Genomic DNA, 17,524 nt, shown 5'->3' with positions numbered 1-17,524 from the left:
CACATAAGCCCAGCGCAATCGCAACCAGGCGATTACTGCGCTTTCAAGCGTGGCGTCATGTAGTCGTTCAGGCGCGGCATGACCTGCTGCGCGGTCAGCTCCATCGAGCGCCGCCACAGGGCTTCGTCGTCCCACTCATGGAAGGTGGTCATCAGCGTGCCGAACGGCCCGGTCTGCTCGCTGAACGCGACCAGTTGCTCGGTAACCGAATTCACGTCGCCGTAGATCACCATTTCCTTGATGCAGTGATCGACCGTCACTTCCTCGTCGGTCATGTCAGGGCGGGTCTTGAAGATCTTGGTGTAGTGGTTGGTGGCCAGGTTATCGATCATGTAGTCGAAGTAGCGCCGCAGGGTGCAGCTCTCCTGGGCCAGATAGTCCTCGGCCTGGGCCTGGGAGTCGGCAACAAACACCGAACGGGCGACGCGCCAGTTGTTGGCATCGGCCTTGATCCCGGCACTTTCCGCGCCCTGGGAGTACGCCTGCCAATGGGACGCCACGGTGGCGGTCGGGTTGAAGTTGGCGGACATCAAGTCCCAGTCCTTGGCGCCAGCGAGTTTCGCCGTGCCGGAAAACGGGCTCATGGCCGTGGTTGCCACCCGTGGAAACGGCTTCTGGAACGGCGTCGGCATGTAGCCGATTTCCAGTTCGTGGTGCACAGAGTCCTTGAGGCTGACCTGATAGTGTTCGGACGAAAAATCATAAGGTGCGCCCGAGTTCCAGATCGCACGGATCATCTCGTAGCACTCGACCATCATCTGTCCGCGGTCCTTGCCGTTGCTGCCGTACACCTCGAAGTCGGAGGCCAGTCCGCCCGGGCCGATGCCCATGATGAAACGCCCCTTGGACATGTGATCAAACATCGCGGCATCGGCGGCGATGCGCGCCGGAAAATGATGCGGAAGGTTGAGCACGCCGGTGCACAACTTCATGCGTCGTGTCAGCGGAATCAAGGTGGAAAGGAACTGCAACGCATTGGTGATCGGCTCGGTGCGCTGTGAGGTATGTTCACCCACCCAGAGTTCATCAAAGCCGACGCTGTCGGCGTGAACGGCGCAGGCGATATCCTGGTCGTACATTTCGTGATAATCCCAGCCCTTGTGATGAAGCGGCTGCATGAACATGGCGAGTTTCATGTTGTTCTCCTGCTGTTTTCAGTGACCGGAGCGCCGCAAAAGTTCTTTCGCAACACACCGTTTTCAAGACGCGCGCTCGTTTCGCAGGCGTGCCAATGCCGGCGCTGCAAGTCGCAACGTTCAAGGAATGGGTTAAATGTCCGCAGCGATTGACGCCTTACCTACGCAGGCGCAACCAGCCCTCAATCGTCTTCATGGCGGTTTCAACTTCCGTGTAGCAGCCACCCGCCGTCCACCAACAGGTCGGTGCCCGTGACGTAGGACGAGAGCGGCGAAACCAGGTACAACACGGCGTTGGCAATCTCCCAGGGCTCCGCCGCACGGCCCAACCCGATATTGTTCAGTACGTTGTTTTGCCGATGCTGCTCCAGCAATTCCGGCTCCAGGTTGCCCGGCGTCGCCGTCAACCCCGGCGAAACCGAATTGACCCGGATGTTGAACGCGCTCAAGTCCTTCGCCAGGCTTCGGGTCATGGCCAGCACCGCGCCTTTTGAGGCGTCATACGCACAGTGATTGGCCATCGGCCGGTGACCGCAAATCGACGACAGATTGACAATCGCCCCGGCGCGCTCTTGCTTGCGCATCTGCCGTTGTGCCACCTGAGCGCCGAGAAACACCGCGCAGGTATTGATGGCGTGGAGCCCGTCCCAGAAGTCGGGATCGATGTCGTCAATGGCCCTGAGCGGATAGATTCCGGCGTTATTGATCCAGATATCCAGGCTGCCGAAGCGCTCCACGGCCGCGTCGGCCAGTTGCTGGATGTCGTTCGGGCAACTGACGTCGGTTACCTGAAAGGCCACGGCATAGCCTGCCTCGATCAGTTCGTCGCTGTGCTCGCTCGCCAGGCTGCCGATCATTACCTTGGCGCCTGCCTCGGCCAGGCGCCGACTGATTGCGAAACCGATGCCGCTGCTGCCGCCCGTAACGACGGCGGTCTTGCCGGACAAGTCCAGCAACTGCCCGAACGGTCGGTAAGGCAGTGCCTGATAGGGACCAGACATGATGGAACCTCCTCGATTGCTGTCCGTCATTACGCGGTGGCCAACGTCATGATGCTGTCGGGAGCGATCTGCGGCCGATGCAGAATGCCTTGGGAGCAACCACGCGCCATGACCATGACCCGATGGGACAAGCCGATGACTTCTTCCAGATCGGAGCTGACGACAACCACCGACACACCGGTTTTCGACAGGTCGATAATCAGCTCGTAAATTGCCGCGCGCGCGCCCATGTCAATACCCCGGGTCGGTTCATCGAGAATGATCACTTTCGGATTGCGCGCGATCCATTTGGCGATCACCACTTTCTGCTGGTTGCCCCCGGACAACTTGTCGAGCATCTGCCCTGCCACACCCTTGATCCCCAGCGTCGCAATGCGTTCACGGGCGAAGGCTGCCACCCGCTGGTTGGCCATGATCCCGCAGGAGCTGAGGCTGTCCAGATTGCAGTACGCGAGGTTCTCGGCAATGGTCTGACTGAGCACCACGCCCTCGGATTTGCGGTCTTCGGGTATCAGCACAACACCGGCATTGATCGCCGCCAGAACGTTGTTGGCCGGCAGCGGCCGATCACCCACTGTCACTTGGCCTTGGCTCAGCGCGCTCAACCCGGCAATCGCCTGGACCAGTTCGGTGCGGCCCGCGCCGACAATGCCGGCAATACCAAAGATCTCCCCGGCCTTCACCGAAAACGACACATCGTGAAAGCGCCCGGCCTTGTCCGACAGCTGCTCGACACGCAGCACCACCGTGTCTGCGGGAACCGGCAACTCCGGGAACAAGCGCTCGATCGGGCGCCCCACCATCTGCGACACCAGCACGCTGACATCCGCCGCGCCGCTGTCGTGACGCGCGATCAAGTGACCGTCACGCATGACCACGACTTTGTCGGCGATCCGGGCAATTTCGTCCATCCGGTGACTGATGTAGATGAAGGAAACCCCTTCTTTCTTCAGCTCCTCGATCTGTTTGAACAGCAGATCGGTTTCGTCCTTGCCCAGGGCGGCGGTCGGTTCGTCGAGTATCAGCAAGCGTGAGTTGAGCGTCAGCGCGCGAGCGATTTCCACCAGTTGCTGGGCGGCGATTTTCAGTTGCCGCACGGGCGTTTCCGGAGAGATGTCCAGGCCCAGGCGCCGCAGTTGCTTCTCCGTTTCACGGTGCATGGCCTTGCGGTCGATCATGCCGTCGCGCGTTGGCAGATGACCGAGGAAAACGTTCTCCGCCACACTCAAGTCCGGCAGCAGGTGAATCTCCTGATGGATCATGTTGATGCCCAGGGCCATGGCCGCACCTGGGCCGTTCGGCGCGTAAGGTTCGCCGGCGAGGAACATGGTGCCTTTGGAGGGCGCCAGCGCTCCGGCAACGATGGAGGAAAAGGTCGATTTGCCCGCGCCGTTCTCCCCCAGCAACGCCACCACTTCTCCGTAGCCGATATCGAGGCTGATATCTTCCAGCACCCTGACCGAGTTGAATGACTTGCCAATGCTGCTGGCCCTGAACAAGGGAGCCTGCGCGGTTTTGATCGCATTCATGACGTGCCCTCCTGCGTCGGTCTCAAGGATGTTGCTCAAGGAAGGTCGCCACGTTTTCCCGCGTGGTGACGAAGGCCGGCAACAACTGAGTCTTGGTCACCTGTTTGCCTTGTTGCAGATCGACTGCGGTGCGCAACGCCGTACGGCCCATTTCCACCGCTTGCTGAGTGATGGTCATGTCCAGTTTGCCGTCGCGAATGGCTTCCAGGGCGGAGGGCAAACCGTCATAACCGAACACCCAGACCTTGTGATCAATATTGGCGACCTTGACTGCCTGGGCGGCACCCAGTGCCGGCGCATCGGAACGGCCGATGAACACGTTGATCTTCGGATTCTTCTGCAGCATGTCCTGGGCAACCTTAAAGCCGTTGTCCTGCAGCCAGTCGGTGGGTTTGCGGTCGACGATTTTCATCTCCGGCGCCTCCGACAACACCGCGTCCAGGCCTTTGGCCCGGGCCACTTCAGTCGAGTCGCCCAACGTGCCCTGGAGCAGGCCGATCTCAGCCTTGCCACCGGTCAGCTTGATCATCTGCCGGGCCAGCTCGCCCGCCGCCGCGAGGTTGTCGGTAGAGATGTAGGCGTCGCACTCGACGTTTTTCGGGAAGTTGTCGATGCAGATCACCGGCACGCCCTGCTGCCGCGCCAAACGCACCGGCACGGCCGAAGCGGCGCTGCCAGTGGCGGTGTAAAGCAACACATCAATGCCTTTGCTCAACATGTCCTGAATCTGGCTGACCTGACGTGCGGGATCGGCTTGCGCATCAGCGACCAGTACGTTCTTGATACCGAGGCTCTTGGCCTGTTCCATCACACCATCGCGGACCATCAGGTAAAACACCCATTGCAGGCTCGGAATCGACATCCCGACGGTGATGTCCTGTGTCGGTTTGCTTTGTGCGTTTACACCGGCTGACATCAGGCAGCCCAGAAGCGGCAGCCACAAAAAACGCACTGAAAATGCAGGCAGGTTCATGTCTTTACCTTTTTATTTTGAGTTGGAAATGACGGTCGAGAACGTGGGGTCAGTCAGCCTTGCGCTTGAGCAAATCGAGCATCACGGCAAAGGCGATCACGGCGCCGATGACCACTTGCTGCACGAAGGGGGAGATTCCGGCCAGGTTCAGGCCATTGCGCAGGACACCGATGATCAACACACCGATGATCGTGCCCACCACGCTGCCGGCACCGCCCTTGAGACTGCCACCGCCGATCACCACGGCGGCGATCACGTCCAGTTCATAGCCGACGCCCGCGCCGGCACCGGCCGTGTCCAGACGCGAGGTCATGATGATCCCGCCCAGAGCCGCACAGATCCCGGAGATGATGTACACCGCGCTGGTGTAGCCCTTGACCCGGATTCCGGCGAGCTTGGCGACCTTGCTGCTGCCGCCGATGGCATACAGGCTGCGTCCGGGGACGGTGAATTTGAGAACGAACCAGAACACCAGCGCCAACACGGCAAAGCAGCTCACGGTCAGCGACAGCACACCGCCATAACGAATCACCGAAAGATTGCTGAACCACTCCGGGAAGCCGCTCACTTGTGCCCCATCGGTCACCATGTAGGCGAGCCCGCGAGCGATGGACATCATCGCCAGGGTTGCAATGAACGATGGCAAGCCAGCCCTGACCACCAGCAACGCCGTGGTCGAACCGCACGCCGCACCGACGGCTATCGCACCGAGCATGGCCACCCACATAGGCACCCCCAGTACTTGCTCGAGCCAACTCATGACCATGATTGCCACAGCCAGCACTGCGCCCACGGACAGGTCGATACCACCAATAAGAATCACCAGCGTCATACCCAGCGCCATGATGCCCAGCACCGTGACCTGGTCCAGCACATTGAGCAGATTACTCAAGGTCAGAAAACTGTCGGTAAACACGGTCAATACCGCACACAACAGCAAAAGACCGATCATCGGACCTGCAACATTAGTTTCCAGGCCGATCCATTTTGGAATGGATCCGGAAACTCTCGACTTCACCAACAACTGATTATTCATACCCACATCCACTTCTTATTTAATTGTTATAAGATCGAGCAGTGCACGACTGGCTAATTAGTGACCCAGTTCCCGGTAGCGCCCTCCCATGTACAGAAGCGGTTCTTCGACAGGTTGGGTAATGACATAGATGACATTGCCGATAAACACCGTGTGCGTGCCGTGTTCAATCTCCTGCACCACTTCACAAAAGATCGCCGCCTGGGCGTCGGCCAGGTAACGGAGGTCGCGCACACCGGTGCGCCAGTCACCCTCGACAAAGCGCCGTTCACGCAGATCGGGCTGGCTGAAAATCTTGCAGATGCCTTCGTGCTGGCTTTGCAGCATGTTCACGCAGAACAGCCCGGAACGCTTGATGATCGGTGAGGCGCTTGCCGAGCGGTTGACGCAGATCAGGGCTGACGCCGGGTCCATCGAGACCGAGGAAAAAGCCGTTGCGGCCAGCCCATGAGACTGGCCGTCATCGTCGAGAGTAGTGATCAGGGTGATGGAGGAAGCAAAGCGTCCCATCGCCATTTTGAATTGGCCGGCCAGGTCAATCGAAGGGGCCGCCTCTTGATATTGAACACGCATACATAAACCCTCTTTTGTGGTGACTCACAAGCGCAGGCATTCATTATTAACAATCCCCTCTACTTTTCTATTCACTTTTAAAAAATTGACTTTTCAACTTCCCTGAAAGGTGAAGCCAACAACAAACTCATTTGAATCAAGTTCACAAGTAGCCCGAAAGCCTTTATTTAGAGGCTTTGATTAGTTATCGCCAAAATCATCGGCACTTTGATTGATGGTATTAACTGAATAATCGACCGATACTTTCTGAACAATCAGAAAACACTCTTTGCGAGACGAATCATCATGGTTGATCGATTACAGGACATGCGACTGTTTCGGCTGGTGGTGCAGACCGGTTCACTTTCAACCGCGGGCCGGCAAATGGGTCTGTCACCGGCGGCCATGAGCGGTCGCCTGAAGGCGATGGAAGAGTTTTATGGCTTGCGTTTGCTCAAGCGCAACACCCGCAGCCTGAGCCCGACTGCCGAGGGCCAGCTGCTGTTTGAAAATGCGCTGAAGATCCTGGAAGAGGTCGATGCTCTCGATAACATCATTAAAAACGGTCACAGCGACCTGCTGGGTACCATCGGCCTGACATGCCCCACCGACCTGGGTCGGCAATGGGTCAGTCAACTGGTCGACGCCTTCCTCCGTGAAAACCCCCAGGTCAGCATCCGCATGTTTTTCACCGACCGGATTCTCGACTTCGTCGAATCCGGCTCCGACATCGCGATCCGCTTCGGCGACCTGCCGGACAGCTCGTTGATTGCCCGCTCCCTGGGCGTCGATCGGCCCATGGTCTGCTGTTCTCCCGAGTACCTGCAGCGACACGACGCACCACTCACTCCTGAAGACCTGCATCAGCACAACTGCCTGGTGCAATTACGTGCGGACTTTGCACTCGATCGCTGGAAGTTCGTGAAAAACGGCATCTCGAGCACCATTCAGGTCAAGGGTAACCGACTGGCAAACGATGGTTTCACCCTGCGCCAATGGGCCGTGCAAGGTCTGGGGATTATCTGGAAATCGGTCTGGGAGGTGGCGGACGATATACAGGCCAGGCGCCTGGTCCCGCTACTTGAAGACTATCAATGCCCGACCACGGGTTTTCATCTGCTCACCGAGGGCGGGAAGAAGCTCCCGCTGCGGGTCAAATCCTTCGTTGATTTTGCCGTTCAATACTTCAAAAACCTGGACATGCCGTCGCGGCACATCCTGACCTCTCCGCTCCGCCGTACAGAGCTCTCGATGCCATAGCACTCATCCCAATGGCACCGAATGCAGATCGGCCAATACCGGTTGAAGGTTGCTGAGCATCCGCTCATACGCCTTGCGCATACCGGCGTAAAACGCTTGTTTCGAGGCGTCCGGCAACGTCTCGCATTCAATCGGTTTTTGCCAGTCAATGGCTGTCTGCCGCAAATCCGCAAACACGCCCGCGCCATGACCGGCCAACAGTGCGGCGCCCAGCACACCGTGCTCGGCCGTGGGCAGTTTGCGATAAGGGAGGCCCAGCACGTCGGCCTTGATCTGGCGAAACACCTGACTGTTGGCGCCGCCACCGAGGCTGATCACCCCTCCCTCGCCGACGCCGACTTGCATGTCCTTCATGCAATGCAGGAATCGCGCATATTCGAAAGCGATCGACTCCAGCATCGCCCGGTACTGGTCAGTACGATCATGCATCCAGTCGAGTCCGACAAATGCTCCGGCCGACCCGGCATCGAACGGCGCATGCCGCCCGCCGAAATGCGGCAGGAACAGCAGTTTATTGCGATCGGATAACGCTGCCGATGCCCGGTTTTCCAATTGCCGACATTCGCCCTCCGAAAGGCCAAAACCCTTGAGGGTAATGCCGGCCCCTCCGACATAGGCCATCGAGTAAAACAACCCGGGAATGCAGTGTCTGAAGGTCGCCAGGGTCTGGTGTTGCGCATCCACCGCGTAGTGGTCGAGCAACACCCCGAGCACCGAACCGGTGCCGGCAATGTCGAAAAGTTGCCCGGGATTCGCGGCCCCGGCACCGAGCAAGGTGGCGGCAATGTCTGCACATCCGGCGAAAACCGGCGTGCCGGCCAATACCCCGCAAACACTCGCCGCTTTTGGGCAAACCGAGCCGATGCGGTCCCAGGGTTTCACCAGCCTCGGAAGTCGATCGACCTCCAGCCCAAAGGCGTCGATGAGCGAAGTGTTCCATTGCATCGCCTGAGTGTCGGCAAAACTGTTGAACCCCAGGTAGGTGTCATCCATGAATGCGTCGTCGCTATCGAGCGCCGCCATGCGCCCGGCAACATACGCCGCCGGCATGATGATCTTCCTGATCTTGCGATAGACCTGCGGCTGTTCCTCATGCCAGTACAACCATTTGGCGGCGTGATTGGCACTCACGGGACCGCCCGAGCGTTCAATGATCTGTTGCTCACAGGCCTTGAGTCGTGACACCTGACGGGCGCATCGCATGTCCAGCCACGAGTCGTAAGGCGTGGTCGCCTCCCAGTGGCGGCCAATGGTCGAGATACCCGCCATTTGCCCGCACATTGCGATACCGCTGATGTTCGCTACGTTGATGGATGCGTGGTTGAGTACATCCTTGATGGCCAGCAAAACCGACGCATACATCTCGTCGGGATCTTGCTCGAACACCTGTCGCGCAGGATTCGACAAACGCGTAGGACGACTTGCGGCGCCCAGTTGACGGCCCTGTTCGTCGATGACAATGACCCGGGTACTCGAGGTGCCCATGTCCACCCCAACCAGTAATGCTCGACTCTTCAAGGATTGCCGCTCGCACAATGAAACGGTGGTTGTTGTGCGCACAGAATACTGTGATCAAACCATCGGGGGGCAGAGTCGGACCGGTGAATTTTCAGGGGAGACAAAAAAACGGGCCGGACAGCCTTGCAGCCGACCCGACCCGTGTTCAAAGACCTTCGCTTACGCCAACTGCTCCCGATGCTGTTCGATGAACTGCGCTGGCGTCAGCAACGCCTGACCGATGATCTCGGTGCCGGTGCTGTCGAGGCCTTCCAGGCGCTTCTCGCGCTGGTCGATTTTCACCGCATTGAAATGCACGGCAAATGCAGGATCGGCATCAATGCCAAGTTGCTTGACGAAGTCTTCGACAGAAACCTGTTCATAGCGCACAGGCTTGCCCAGCGTTTCGCTCAACAAACCGGCCAATTCTGCATGGCTGTATTCGATCGGGCCGTGCAGTGGATAGGCCTGGCCGCCGTGGCCTTCCGGTTTGAGCAGGATATTGGCGACAATCAACGCGATGTCGCTGGCGGCAAGCGGCGCGAAGCGGCTGTCGGCGTCAAACGGCGTCAGATAGCGGCCTTCACGAATGAACGGCGCGATGTAGAGCATCCACTGGGCGAAAAAAGTCACCCGCAGGTGGGTGGCGGGAATGCCGGACCAGGTAAAGATTTGTTCCGACATCCAGTGGTTCAATGTTGCCTGACTGCGGGCGTCGGGCTGCGACTGTTTGTGGGACATGTTGACGATGTGCTTCACGCCCTGCTCTTTCGCCGCCTGAGCGAACAGCGCTGCCGCTTCCACCAGGCCATCGCTCAACGGATAACAGAAGTACGCGCCATCGACGCCTTCCATGGCGGGACGCAGGGATTTCAGATCCAGCAGGTTGCCGACGCAAATTTCGGCCCCCAAGTCCTTCAATTGCTGTGAACGTTCATCTTCACGACGAACCAGAGCCTTGACGCGATGGCCCTGTTCAAGCAGGTACTTCACGGTCGGGGTGCCCGTATCGCCGGTAGATCCGGTAATCAAAAAGGTTTTCATGGTCTGTCTCCAATACTAGAAAGTGAGGGTGTTGGTTTATTCGGTTCTCAACGGGCCGGCCGGCACCACCGTGTCGATTCGGCCGGTGGCCACGTCGTAGACCAGGCCCGTGACGGTGAAGCCGCCGGGCAAGTTCGGATTGGCCTTCAGCGCCGCCACATCCACCGCGACCGCTTTGTAGGGATCGTCGATTTCCAGTGCCGCCAATTCCTGTGGCGCAACACCCATGTGTTTCGCCAGCAGTTCGGGGGCGTGGTGCAGGCAACCACTGATGCCGCAGTCGGTGTGATGCAGGAGGATCAGGTTCCAGCCCTCTCCGACCTCAGAACCACCGACCCGCGAAACGGTGCGCAGGATGGCCATGGTTTCCAGCAGCGCCGGGTTGACCCGGCCACCGACGTTGCGGATCACCGCGGCCTCACCGGGCTGGAGTTGAAGAACATCCATCGGGTCGACTCTGGGGTCGACGCAACCAATGATCATGGTTTTGCGCGACGGGATAATCTTCAGGTCGGCAGAAAAACCCGAATCTGCAAACGCGGCATTGCGCTGGGCAAGGGTCTGTAGAAAGTCCATGAATCACCTCAAGGGTCAGTTAGTCGAATGGCGTTGCGGCAGCCGGGTGGACATCATCGACTGGACCTTTTGCGGGTCAGCGGTAAAGGCTTGGTAGATGCCGCGTGTCTGGGCGCCGGCGATGACCTCGTCGTTGGTCCCGGCTTCGATGGCGTTCAGGGCATCGGTGACAACCTCAAGCGGACTCAGGCGCGGCTCCGGCAGTTTGGCGCCCATGGCGGTTTCGGTTTGCACGGCCAGCACACCGACGACTTGCGTACCCTGCCCGGCCAGTTCAGCGCGCAGACTGCGGGTCAGTGACAGGCCGGCTGCCTTGGACGCCGAGTAGGTTGCGGCCATCGGCAGGCTGATCAGCGACAACATCGACAACATGTTGAGCACCGCGCCACCGGTCTGCGCCAGGACCGGCGCAAAGGCACGGGTCAGCGCCAGGGGACCGAAGTAGTTCACTTCCATCTCCAACCGGGCGTCTTGCATATCCGGGGCGGAAATGGCGCCATCGAACGCGGCATACCCGGCGTTGTTGATCAGGAGCGTGATATCGCTGGCAACGCTGGCCGCCGCAGCGACCTGATCGGGATCAGTCACGTCGAGGGGCAGCGGCACCAGACGCCGATCGCCACTCTTGAGCAGCTCGGCCAGCGAGGCGGTGTCGCGAGCGGCGACGTAGACCTTGGCCACACCGCGCTTGAGCAGTTCTTCGACGAAGGTGCGGCCGATGCCGCGATTGGCGCCTGTCACCAGGGCAATGGAGTTTGCGATTTTCATTGTGGGTTCCTGTTGGAAAGGGTTGGGACCGCTCGGGGAAGCGTGCTGCTTCGTCGCCGATGGACCCACTATCCCTTCCCGCCGGAACGTCCGGTAGCGGTCGATTTCGGCTAACATCTATCCTGATTTCGCATTAATCGACGCTTACGCGCACGCGCCGCCACGGCTCGCTCGCACAGGAAACGGCATGCCTTTGAAAGACATCCTCAGCTTGCGGCTGTACACCCGCGTGGCTCACCTGGGCAGCTTCTCGGCGGCTGCACGCGAGAGCGGACTCACACAATCCCAGGTGTCGCGAATGATTGCCGAACTGGAGGCGGGACTCGGCGCGCGACTGCTGTCACGCACCACCCGCGCGGTGGTCCCGACCGAGGCCGGCCTGGAGTTTCTGGCGCGCATGGAACCAATCCTCGCCGCCCTCGACGATGCCGAAAACAGCGTGCGTGAAACCGGCGAGTTACGAGGTTTGCTGCGCATCGGCATGCCTTCGACCATGGGCATCCGCGTGGTGATTCCGAGGCTGTCCGCCTTCACCGAACGTCACCCCTTGCTGCACCTGGAACTGATGCTCGAAGACAAATGGCAGGACATGGTCAAGGAAGCCGTGGATGTCGGCATTCGCGTGGGCAACCTGCCCGACCTGTCCGGGACCGCCCGGCTGATCGGCACGATGCGTCGAGTGATCGTGGCATCACCGGCTTACCTGACGCGCCACGGTATGCCCACCACCCCCGAAGAACTGGAACGGCATCGCATCGTCGGCGGCCCGGCCGGTGCGCATGTCTCTTCCTGGCAATTGGAGCGCGATGGCCAAATGGCGTCGATCAACCTCAGCCCACAGTTTTCCACCAACGACACCGCCGGTGCGCTGGCAGCCGCCGCAGGGGGGCTGGGTATCGTCTCAACGACGTCCTGGGCTTGCCGACTGGAGTTGGAGAACGGGTCATTGGTACAGCTTCTGCCGCAGTGGAAAATGGCCGAGCTGCCGGTGCATGCCTACTTTCCCATGGGCCGCACCACGCGCCTGGCGGCGCGCGCGTTTGCCGATTTTCTGGCCAGCGAACTGGCCAGTGATCCTCGGCATTTTGATTCGTCCGATAAACGCTGACGGTGGATCGAATTCGGCCTACATCTCGGCGGCGAGCAACTTCACCAATGCCGCCGCCGGCATTTCCCGAACCAGTGGCGCGCCCTGCCCGGCCCACTGCACGGCGAAGTCAGTGTTGGCCTTGCCCGTTGCCGCGACGTTGAGCGCTTTGTTGGCGTCGTAGGCGATTGGATAGTCCGGCAATGTCGGGGCATTCGCCTCAAGGCTGGTGAAGTTGCGATTGACCATGCCCCGGGCAGGACGACCGGAAATGACGCTGGTGACTTGAGTCTGATGCGCACGCGGGCCTTTCAGGGCTTCGCGATAGGCGTTGTTGGCGGAGGATTCGGGGCACAGGATAAACGCCGTGCCCAACTGCGCGGCACTGGCGCCGAGTTGCATGACGGCGTTGATTCCGGCGCCGTCCATGATTCCGCCCGCCGCGATCACCGGCAGCCCACACGCCTCGGTCAGCACACGCACCAGGGCAAACGTGCCCATCTCGCTGTCCTGTTGTGGGTCGAATACCCCGCGATGTCCACCGGCTTCATAACCTTGCGCCACCAGCGCGTGCACGCCGGCATGCTCCGCCGCTTGCGCTTCGGCCAGATTGGTCACGGAACACAACAGCACGATGCCGGCGTCCTTGAGTGCATCGATGGCGGGTTGCGGCGGCAAGCCGAAGTGGAAACTGACCACCGCCGGTTTTTCTTCCAGCAGCATGTGCAGCATGTCGGTGTCTTCGACGAATGAGGTGTAGATCTCTCGCAATGCCGTTGGTGCAGGGGTGTCGAACTCGGCAAAGAACGGTGCGAGGAAATTCAGCCACTGCGTTTCGCGCTCGGCGTCCGGCACGGCAGGCTCATGACAGAACAGATTCACATTGAAGGGCTTGTCCGTCAGCGTCGCCGTCTCGCGCAACATCGCCCGTGCCTGCTCGACATTGCTCGCGCCGATACCGATGGCACCGAGCCCGCCGGCATTGGACACCGCCGCGGCGAGTCTGGGTGTGGAAACACCGACCATCGGCGATTGAAGGATCGGCAGTTCAATGTTCAACAGCGATAACAGTGGATTGGACATGACGGCACCTGATGAGTGAGCGTTATAGCTCTGCGGTTAAGAATTGCGCCCGGCCACGGCCGAACGACCAGTCCGCATCGCTGTTTTCCACCAGCGAGACAATCAGATCGTCCGGCGACAGGTCGCAATCCACTTGCAGCTGTTCGGCCAGCAAGCGGTAAAACTCGACTTTCTGCGCCTGTGAGCGCGGTCGCGAAATCACCGTCAGCAACACCACATTGTCCGAGCGCGAGTAACCCAACCCGGTGTCGTGCAGGATCAACTCCCCGGCACGGTGTTGCGTAACGCTTTGGTAACGATCACTGAACGGCACGTCAAACGCCTGGACCATGGCCTGGTGCGCCCCATCCAGCAGGGTGCGCAACTGTTCATCGGTGCGGCCCTGGATGATGTCGAACTTGAGCAATGGCATCGCGATTCACCTTGGTAAAAAATTGGGAGCGAAGAGCTCGCCCCCCGGGACAAATGAACAGCGTGCAAGCCCGCGCCAGCACGCCTTCCAACCCGAAAACGTCAAAGTCTATTTGGAAGTCGGCATGGCAAACTCGGCACCCTTGGCGATGCTGTTCGGCCAGCGTTGCATGACCGATTTCTGTTTCGTGTAGAACCGCACCCCTTCTTCGCCATAAGCGTGCATGTCACCGAACAGCGAGCGCTTCCAGCCGCCGAAACCGTGCCACGCCATCGGCACCGGAATCGGCACGTTGATGCCGACCATGCCCACCTGAATGCGCGTAGCGAATTCTCGGGCGATATGGCCGTCGCGGGTGTAGCACGCGGTGCCGTTGCCGAACTCGTGGGCGTTGACCAGGTCGACCGCCTCGGCGAAATCCTTGACTCGCATGCACGCCAGCACCGGCCCGAAGATTTCCTCTTTGTAGATTTTCATCTCGGGGGTGACGTGGTCGAAAATCGTGCCGCCGAGCCAGAAACCTTCGGCGCAATCGGCACCGGCCTGCGCGCCATCAAAGCCACGACCGTCCACCAACATCTCGGCACCTTCGGCGATGCCTTGTTCGATGTAGCCGGTGATGCGTTGCAGCGCGGCGGACGAAACGATCGGGCCCATTTCAGCAGTCAGGTTCATGCCTTCCAGAATCTTCAGCGTGCGGGTGCGCTCCACCAGTTTCGGCATGACCTTGTCGGCCACGTCGCCGACAAACACCGCCACCGAAATCGCCATGCAGCGCTCGCCGGCCGAACCGAACGCCGCGCCAATCAGGGCGTCGACCACTTGATCGATATCGGCGTCAGGCATCACCACCATGTGGTTTTTCGCCCCGCCCAATGCCTGCACACGCTTGCCGTGGCGGGCGCCGGTTTCGTAGATGTAGTTGGCAATCGGCGTCGAGCCGACAAAGCTCACGGCTTTGACTTCAGGGTGATCGAGCAGCGCATCCACCGCTTCTTTATCACCCTGCACCACGTTGAACACGCCGTCGGGCAACCCGGCTTCCTTGAACAGCTCGGCGATCAGCAGCGAGGGCGAAGGATCGATCGGGCTCGGCTTGAGCACGAAGGTGTTGCCGCAGGCGATGGCCACCGGGAACATCCACATTGGCACCATCACCGGGAAGTTGAACGGCGTAACGCCGGCCACCACACCCAAGGCCTGGCGCAGGGTCCAGTTGTCGATGTTGGTCGAGACCTGTTCGGTGTAGTCACCCTTGAGCAGTTGCGGGATGCCGCAAGCGAATTCGACGACTTCGATGCCACGCGTCACTTCGCCCTGGGCATCGGTGAACACCTTGCCGTGCTCGCGGGTGATCATCTGCGCCAGCGTGTCGCGGTGCTCGTTGAGCAGCGCCAGGAACTTGAACATGATGCGCGCGCGGCGCAGTGGCGGCGTGGCCGACCAGGCGGGGAACGCCGCTGCGGCCGACTGCACCGCCGCGTCGACTTCCGCGACATTGGCCAGGGCCACAATGCCGGTAACCGAACCGGTGGCCGGGTTGGTGACGTTCTGCGAACGACCGGAATTGCCCGGCACGGCGCGACCGTGAATGTAGTGTGCGATGTCTGCTGGCTGGTTGCTCATGGCGGGTGTCCCCTGGTGGTGGATAAGAGCCATCTCTTTTTGTTGTGAGGCCGGTGGCTGTTCAACGCCCCGACATCGCCAAAGTAGGCCCGCCAATGAATCATGTAAAATGATGATTAATGATCTTATGAATCATATTTCGTGAACACGTTTCTGCAGCCACTTCGCCCGCTCACCCAGACGCCGCTTCCAGTCTTCAGCCAGCCCAGCAGTGGCCGCCAACGCCAGCAAATCATCGATCACTGGCCGATGCGACAACTGCACCTGCCAGAACTGGTCGATGGAAAAGCGTTCGCTGTGCCGCTCCAGCAGTTCGATGCTGTCTCCCACGCCAATGAAACCCGGCTGAAGGACCCGGTAATACCAGCCGGTGATCCGCTCTTTGGCGACAAACATCGACATGTGCTCGGCATCGAAACGGTGATTGATCTTCCAGCACGGGCTGCGCGGTTGGGACACCTGCAAGACCGCGCTGCCGACCTGGAACACGTCACCGATGTGCACGTTGAGTTCCGATAGGCCAAACGCAGAAATATTCTCCCCGAGGCTGCCCGCCATCAGTTCCGGTGCGCTGTGTGGGAAGGCCTGAGCCAGACGTTCATAGTTTTGCGCCGCGTACTGATGGACTGCTTTTTCCGGACCGCCGTGCACACGGGTATCGCCATGCTGGTCGCCGACGATTCCCTGTTTCTCTATGCGGACCGGCTCTGCGTGCCGTTGCTTGAAGATGCCCGTTTGCTGTCCTTCGGGTTTCAACAACCCGAGACCTCCTGCAAACACATGGTCAATTTTTGAAATCAATTTCATGGTCGATCTACGCTCGTTTCATATCGTTTCAAGCACTTTACTAATCCGCAGAAAAGCTCGTAAAGTGATCATTAAATATATCCACAATCACTTTTCATGATGGGTGGTAACGAACATGGAAATGCGCCAATTGAAGATTTTCTGCGCCGTGGCCGAGTTGGGCAGCTTCACCGCAGCGGCGGTGCAGGTGAATACGGTGCAGTCCAACGTGACCATGCGCGTGAAAGAACTGGAAGCCGAGCTCAACCGCGAGCTGTTCATCCGCAAGAAGTCCGGAGTCGTGCTGACATCGGCGGGCGAAACCTTCCTCGGTTACGCGCGGCGCATTCTGCAGTTGACCGAAGAGAGCCGCAGCGCGCTGATGGATACCGGCAGCCCGACCGGCCTGCTGCGCCTGGGTTCTATGGAGACCACCGCTGCTATCCGCCTGCCGCAAGTGCTGACCAAGTACCGCGAGCAGTTTCCCGAGGTGCAGTTGTCGCTGCTGACCGGCACCACGGTGGAGCTGATCAAGGCGATTGAGGCCCATCGACTCGACGGCGCGTTTGTCGGAGGTTTTCACCAGAATTCGGCGTTGGCCCAAGAGGAAGTGTTCAACGAAGAATTGGTGCTGGTCAGCAGCAACCAATTCGAAACACTGCCCGCGCTGATCGAAAAAATGCCCCAGCAAACCGTGCTGGTGTTTCGCACCGGCTGCTTCTATCGCTCGACACTGGAAAACTGGTTCTATCAAGTGGGGCTTGTGCCGAACCAGATCATGGAGCTGGGCACGCTGGATGGCATTCTGTCGTGCGTCGCGGCGGGCATGGGCGTGACGCTGTTGCCCAAGTCGATCGCGGAAAATTGCAGCGTTCGGCATGCGATTCGCTGCCACACGTTGCCGCCGGAGTTCGCTAACGTTTCCACGGTGTTCATTCGCCGCAATGACACGATGATTACTTCGGCGATGAGTGCGTTCATTGGGTTGGCGCAGCAGCAGATTGCCCGGCCGGCGGCGGTATAAATCAAAAACTGTGGGTCGGGTCAGTCAACATTCTTATCGACTGACCTGACGCCTTCGCGGGCAAGCCCGCTCCCACAGTTTTTGTGTTGGGCTCAAGAAATGAGATCACCCCGGACCCTGTGGGAGCTGGCTTG

At 59.7% G+C, this 17,524-nt stretch carries 17 protein-coding genes; 3 read left to right on the top strand and 14 right to left on the bottom strand.

Annotated elements, in window-relative coordinates:
* Positions 1 to 32 precede the first annotated feature (32 nt).
* The 6 genes from ACW9JC_RS11845 to ACW9JC_RS11820 all read right to left on the bottom strand — a co-directional run bounded on the left by ACW9JC_RS11845 (position 33) and on the right by ACW9JC_RS11820 (position 6,248).
* Complete coding sequence (locus ACW9JC_RS11845; protein ID WP_457455103.1) at positions 33 to 1,136, bottom strand: LLM class flavin-dependent oxidoreductase; 1,104 nt, start codon at positions 1,134 to 1,136, stop codon at positions 33 to 35.
* A 203-nt stretch (positions 1,137 to 1,339) separates the two neighbouring features.
* Positions 1,340 to 2,137 (bottom strand): SDR family NAD(P)-dependent oxidoreductase, encoded by a 798-nt coding sequence (locus tag ACW9JC_RS11840; protein WP_457455102.1) that lies wholly within the window; start codon positions 2,135 to 2,137, stop codon positions 1,340 to 1,342.
* 29 nt (positions 2,138 to 2,166) lie between these two features.
* Positions 2,167 to 3,666: a sugar ABC transporter ATP-binding protein gene (locus ACW9JC_RS11835; RefSeq protein ID WP_457455101.1), complete on the bottom strand. Its 1,500-nt coding sequence runs from the start codon at positions 3,664 to 3,666 to the stop codon at positions 2,167 to 2,169.
* 22 nt (positions 3,667 to 3,688) lie between these two features.
* Complete coding sequence (locus tag ACW9JC_RS11830) at positions 3,689 to 4,639, bottom strand: substrate-binding domain-containing protein (RefSeq protein ID WP_457455100.1); 951 nt, start codon at positions 4,637 to 4,639, stop codon at positions 3,689 to 3,691.
* 49 nt (positions 4,640 to 4,688) lie between these two features.
* Complete coding sequence (locus ACW9JC_RS11825) at positions 4,689 to 5,675, bottom strand: ABC transporter permease (RefSeq protein ID WP_457455099.1); 987 nt, start codon at positions 5,673 to 5,675, stop codon at positions 4,689 to 4,691.
* Between the two features lie 57 nt (positions 5,676 to 5,732).
* Positions 5,733 to 6,248, bottom strand: coding sequence for a flavin reductase family protein (locus tag ACW9JC_RS11820; protein ID WP_457455098.1), 516 nt, complete (start codon positions 6,246 to 6,248; stop codon positions 5,733 to 5,735).
* 285 nt (positions 6,249 to 6,533) lie between these two features.
* Between ACW9JC_RS11820 and ACW9JC_RS11815 the strand changes: the two genes are divergently transcribed.
* Entirely contained in the window at positions 6,534 to 7,487 is a 954-nt protein-coding gene (locus ACW9JC_RS11815) for a LysR family transcriptional regulator (RefSeq protein ID WP_457455097.1), read from the top strand.
* Positions 7,488 to 7,490: 3 nt separating this feature from the next.
* Here ACW9JC_RS11815 and ACW9JC_RS11810 read toward each other — a convergent pair whose 3' ends face one another.
* The 4 genes from ACW9JC_RS11810 to ACW9JC_RS11795 form a co-directional block, all read right to left on the bottom strand.
* On the bottom strand, positions 7,491 to 9,047 hold the full coding sequence (locus ACW9JC_RS11810) for a xylulokinase (protein WP_457455096.1): 1,557 nt from the start codon (positions 9,045 to 9,047) through the stop codon (positions 7,491 to 7,493).
* Between the two features lie 117 nt (positions 9,048 to 9,164).
* Positions 9,165 to 10,028, bottom strand: coding sequence for an NmrA family NAD(P)-binding protein (locus ACW9JC_RS11805; protein ID WP_457455095.1), 864 nt, complete (start codon positions 10,026 to 10,028; stop codon positions 9,165 to 9,167).
* A 36-nt stretch (positions 10,029 to 10,064) separates the two neighbouring features.
* A complete protein-coding gene (locus ACW9JC_RS11800; RefSeq protein WP_457455094.1) occupies positions 10,065 to 10,604 on the bottom strand; it encodes a carbonic anhydrase in 540 nt (179 codons plus the stop codon).
* A 15-nt stretch (positions 10,605 to 10,619) separates the two neighbouring features.
* The gene (locus ACW9JC_RS11795) at positions 10,620 to 11,372 is read right to left on the bottom strand and encodes an SDR family NAD(P)-dependent oxidoreductase (RefSeq protein ID WP_457455093.1); all 753 of its coding nucleotides are present in this window, start codon (positions 11,370 to 11,372) and stop codon (positions 10,620 to 10,622) included.
* A gap of 187 nt (positions 11,373 to 11,559) precedes the next feature.
* Between ACW9JC_RS11795 and ACW9JC_RS11790 the strand changes: the two genes are divergently transcribed.
* Positions 11,560 to 12,480, top strand: coding sequence for a LysR substrate-binding domain-containing protein (locus tag ACW9JC_RS11790; protein ID WP_457455092.1), 921 nt, complete (start codon positions 11,560 to 11,562; stop codon positions 12,478 to 12,480).
* 18 nt (positions 12,481 to 12,498) lie between these two features.
* On the opposite strand, the gene ACW9JC_RS11785 is transcribed toward ACW9JC_RS11790, so the two are convergent.
* The 4 genes from ACW9JC_RS11785 to ACW9JC_RS11770 all read right to left on the bottom strand — a co-directional run bounded on the left by ACW9JC_RS11785 (position 12,499) and on the right by ACW9JC_RS11770 (position 16,339).
* Entirely contained in the window at positions 12,499 to 13,542 is a 1,044-nt protein-coding gene (locus ACW9JC_RS11785; RefSeq protein ID WP_457455091.1) for an NAD(P)H-dependent flavin oxidoreductase, read from the bottom strand.
* A gap of 22 nt (positions 13,543 to 13,564) precedes the next feature.
* On the bottom strand, positions 13,565 to 13,954 hold the full coding sequence (locus ACW9JC_RS11780) for a tautomerase family protein (RefSeq protein ID WP_416126558.1): 390 nt from the start codon (positions 13,952 to 13,954) through the stop codon (positions 13,565 to 13,567).
* A gap of 108 nt (positions 13,955 to 14,062) precedes the next feature.
* Positions 14,063 to 15,580, bottom strand: a complete 1,518-nt coding sequence (locus tag ACW9JC_RS11775; protein WP_457455090.1) for a CoA-acylating methylmalonate-semialdehyde dehydrogenase — start codon at positions 15,578 to 15,580, stop codon at positions 14,063 to 14,065.
* 132 nt (positions 15,581 to 15,712) lie between these two features.
* Complete coding sequence (locus ACW9JC_RS11770; RefSeq protein ID WP_457455089.1) at positions 15,713 to 16,339, bottom strand: MOSC domain-containing protein; 627 nt, start codon at positions 16,337 to 16,339, stop codon at positions 15,713 to 15,715.
* 163 nt (positions 16,340 to 16,502) lie between these two features.
* On the opposite strand from ACW9JC_RS11770, the gene ACW9JC_RS11765 reads away from it, so the two are divergent.
* The gene (locus ACW9JC_RS11765) at positions 16,503 to 17,390 is read left to right on the top strand and encodes a LysR substrate-binding domain-containing protein (protein WP_457455088.1); all 888 of its coding nucleotides are present in this window, start codon (positions 16,503 to 16,505) and stop codon (positions 17,388 to 17,390) included.
* Positions 17,391 to 17,524: the final 134 nt, after the last annotated feature.

Source organism: Pseudomonas sp. SDO5591_S426 (genome assembly GCF_054070755.1).
The sequence above is the reverse complement of the archived record's forward strand: the minus strand, read 5'-3'. Positions and strand labels throughout refer to the sequence as shown.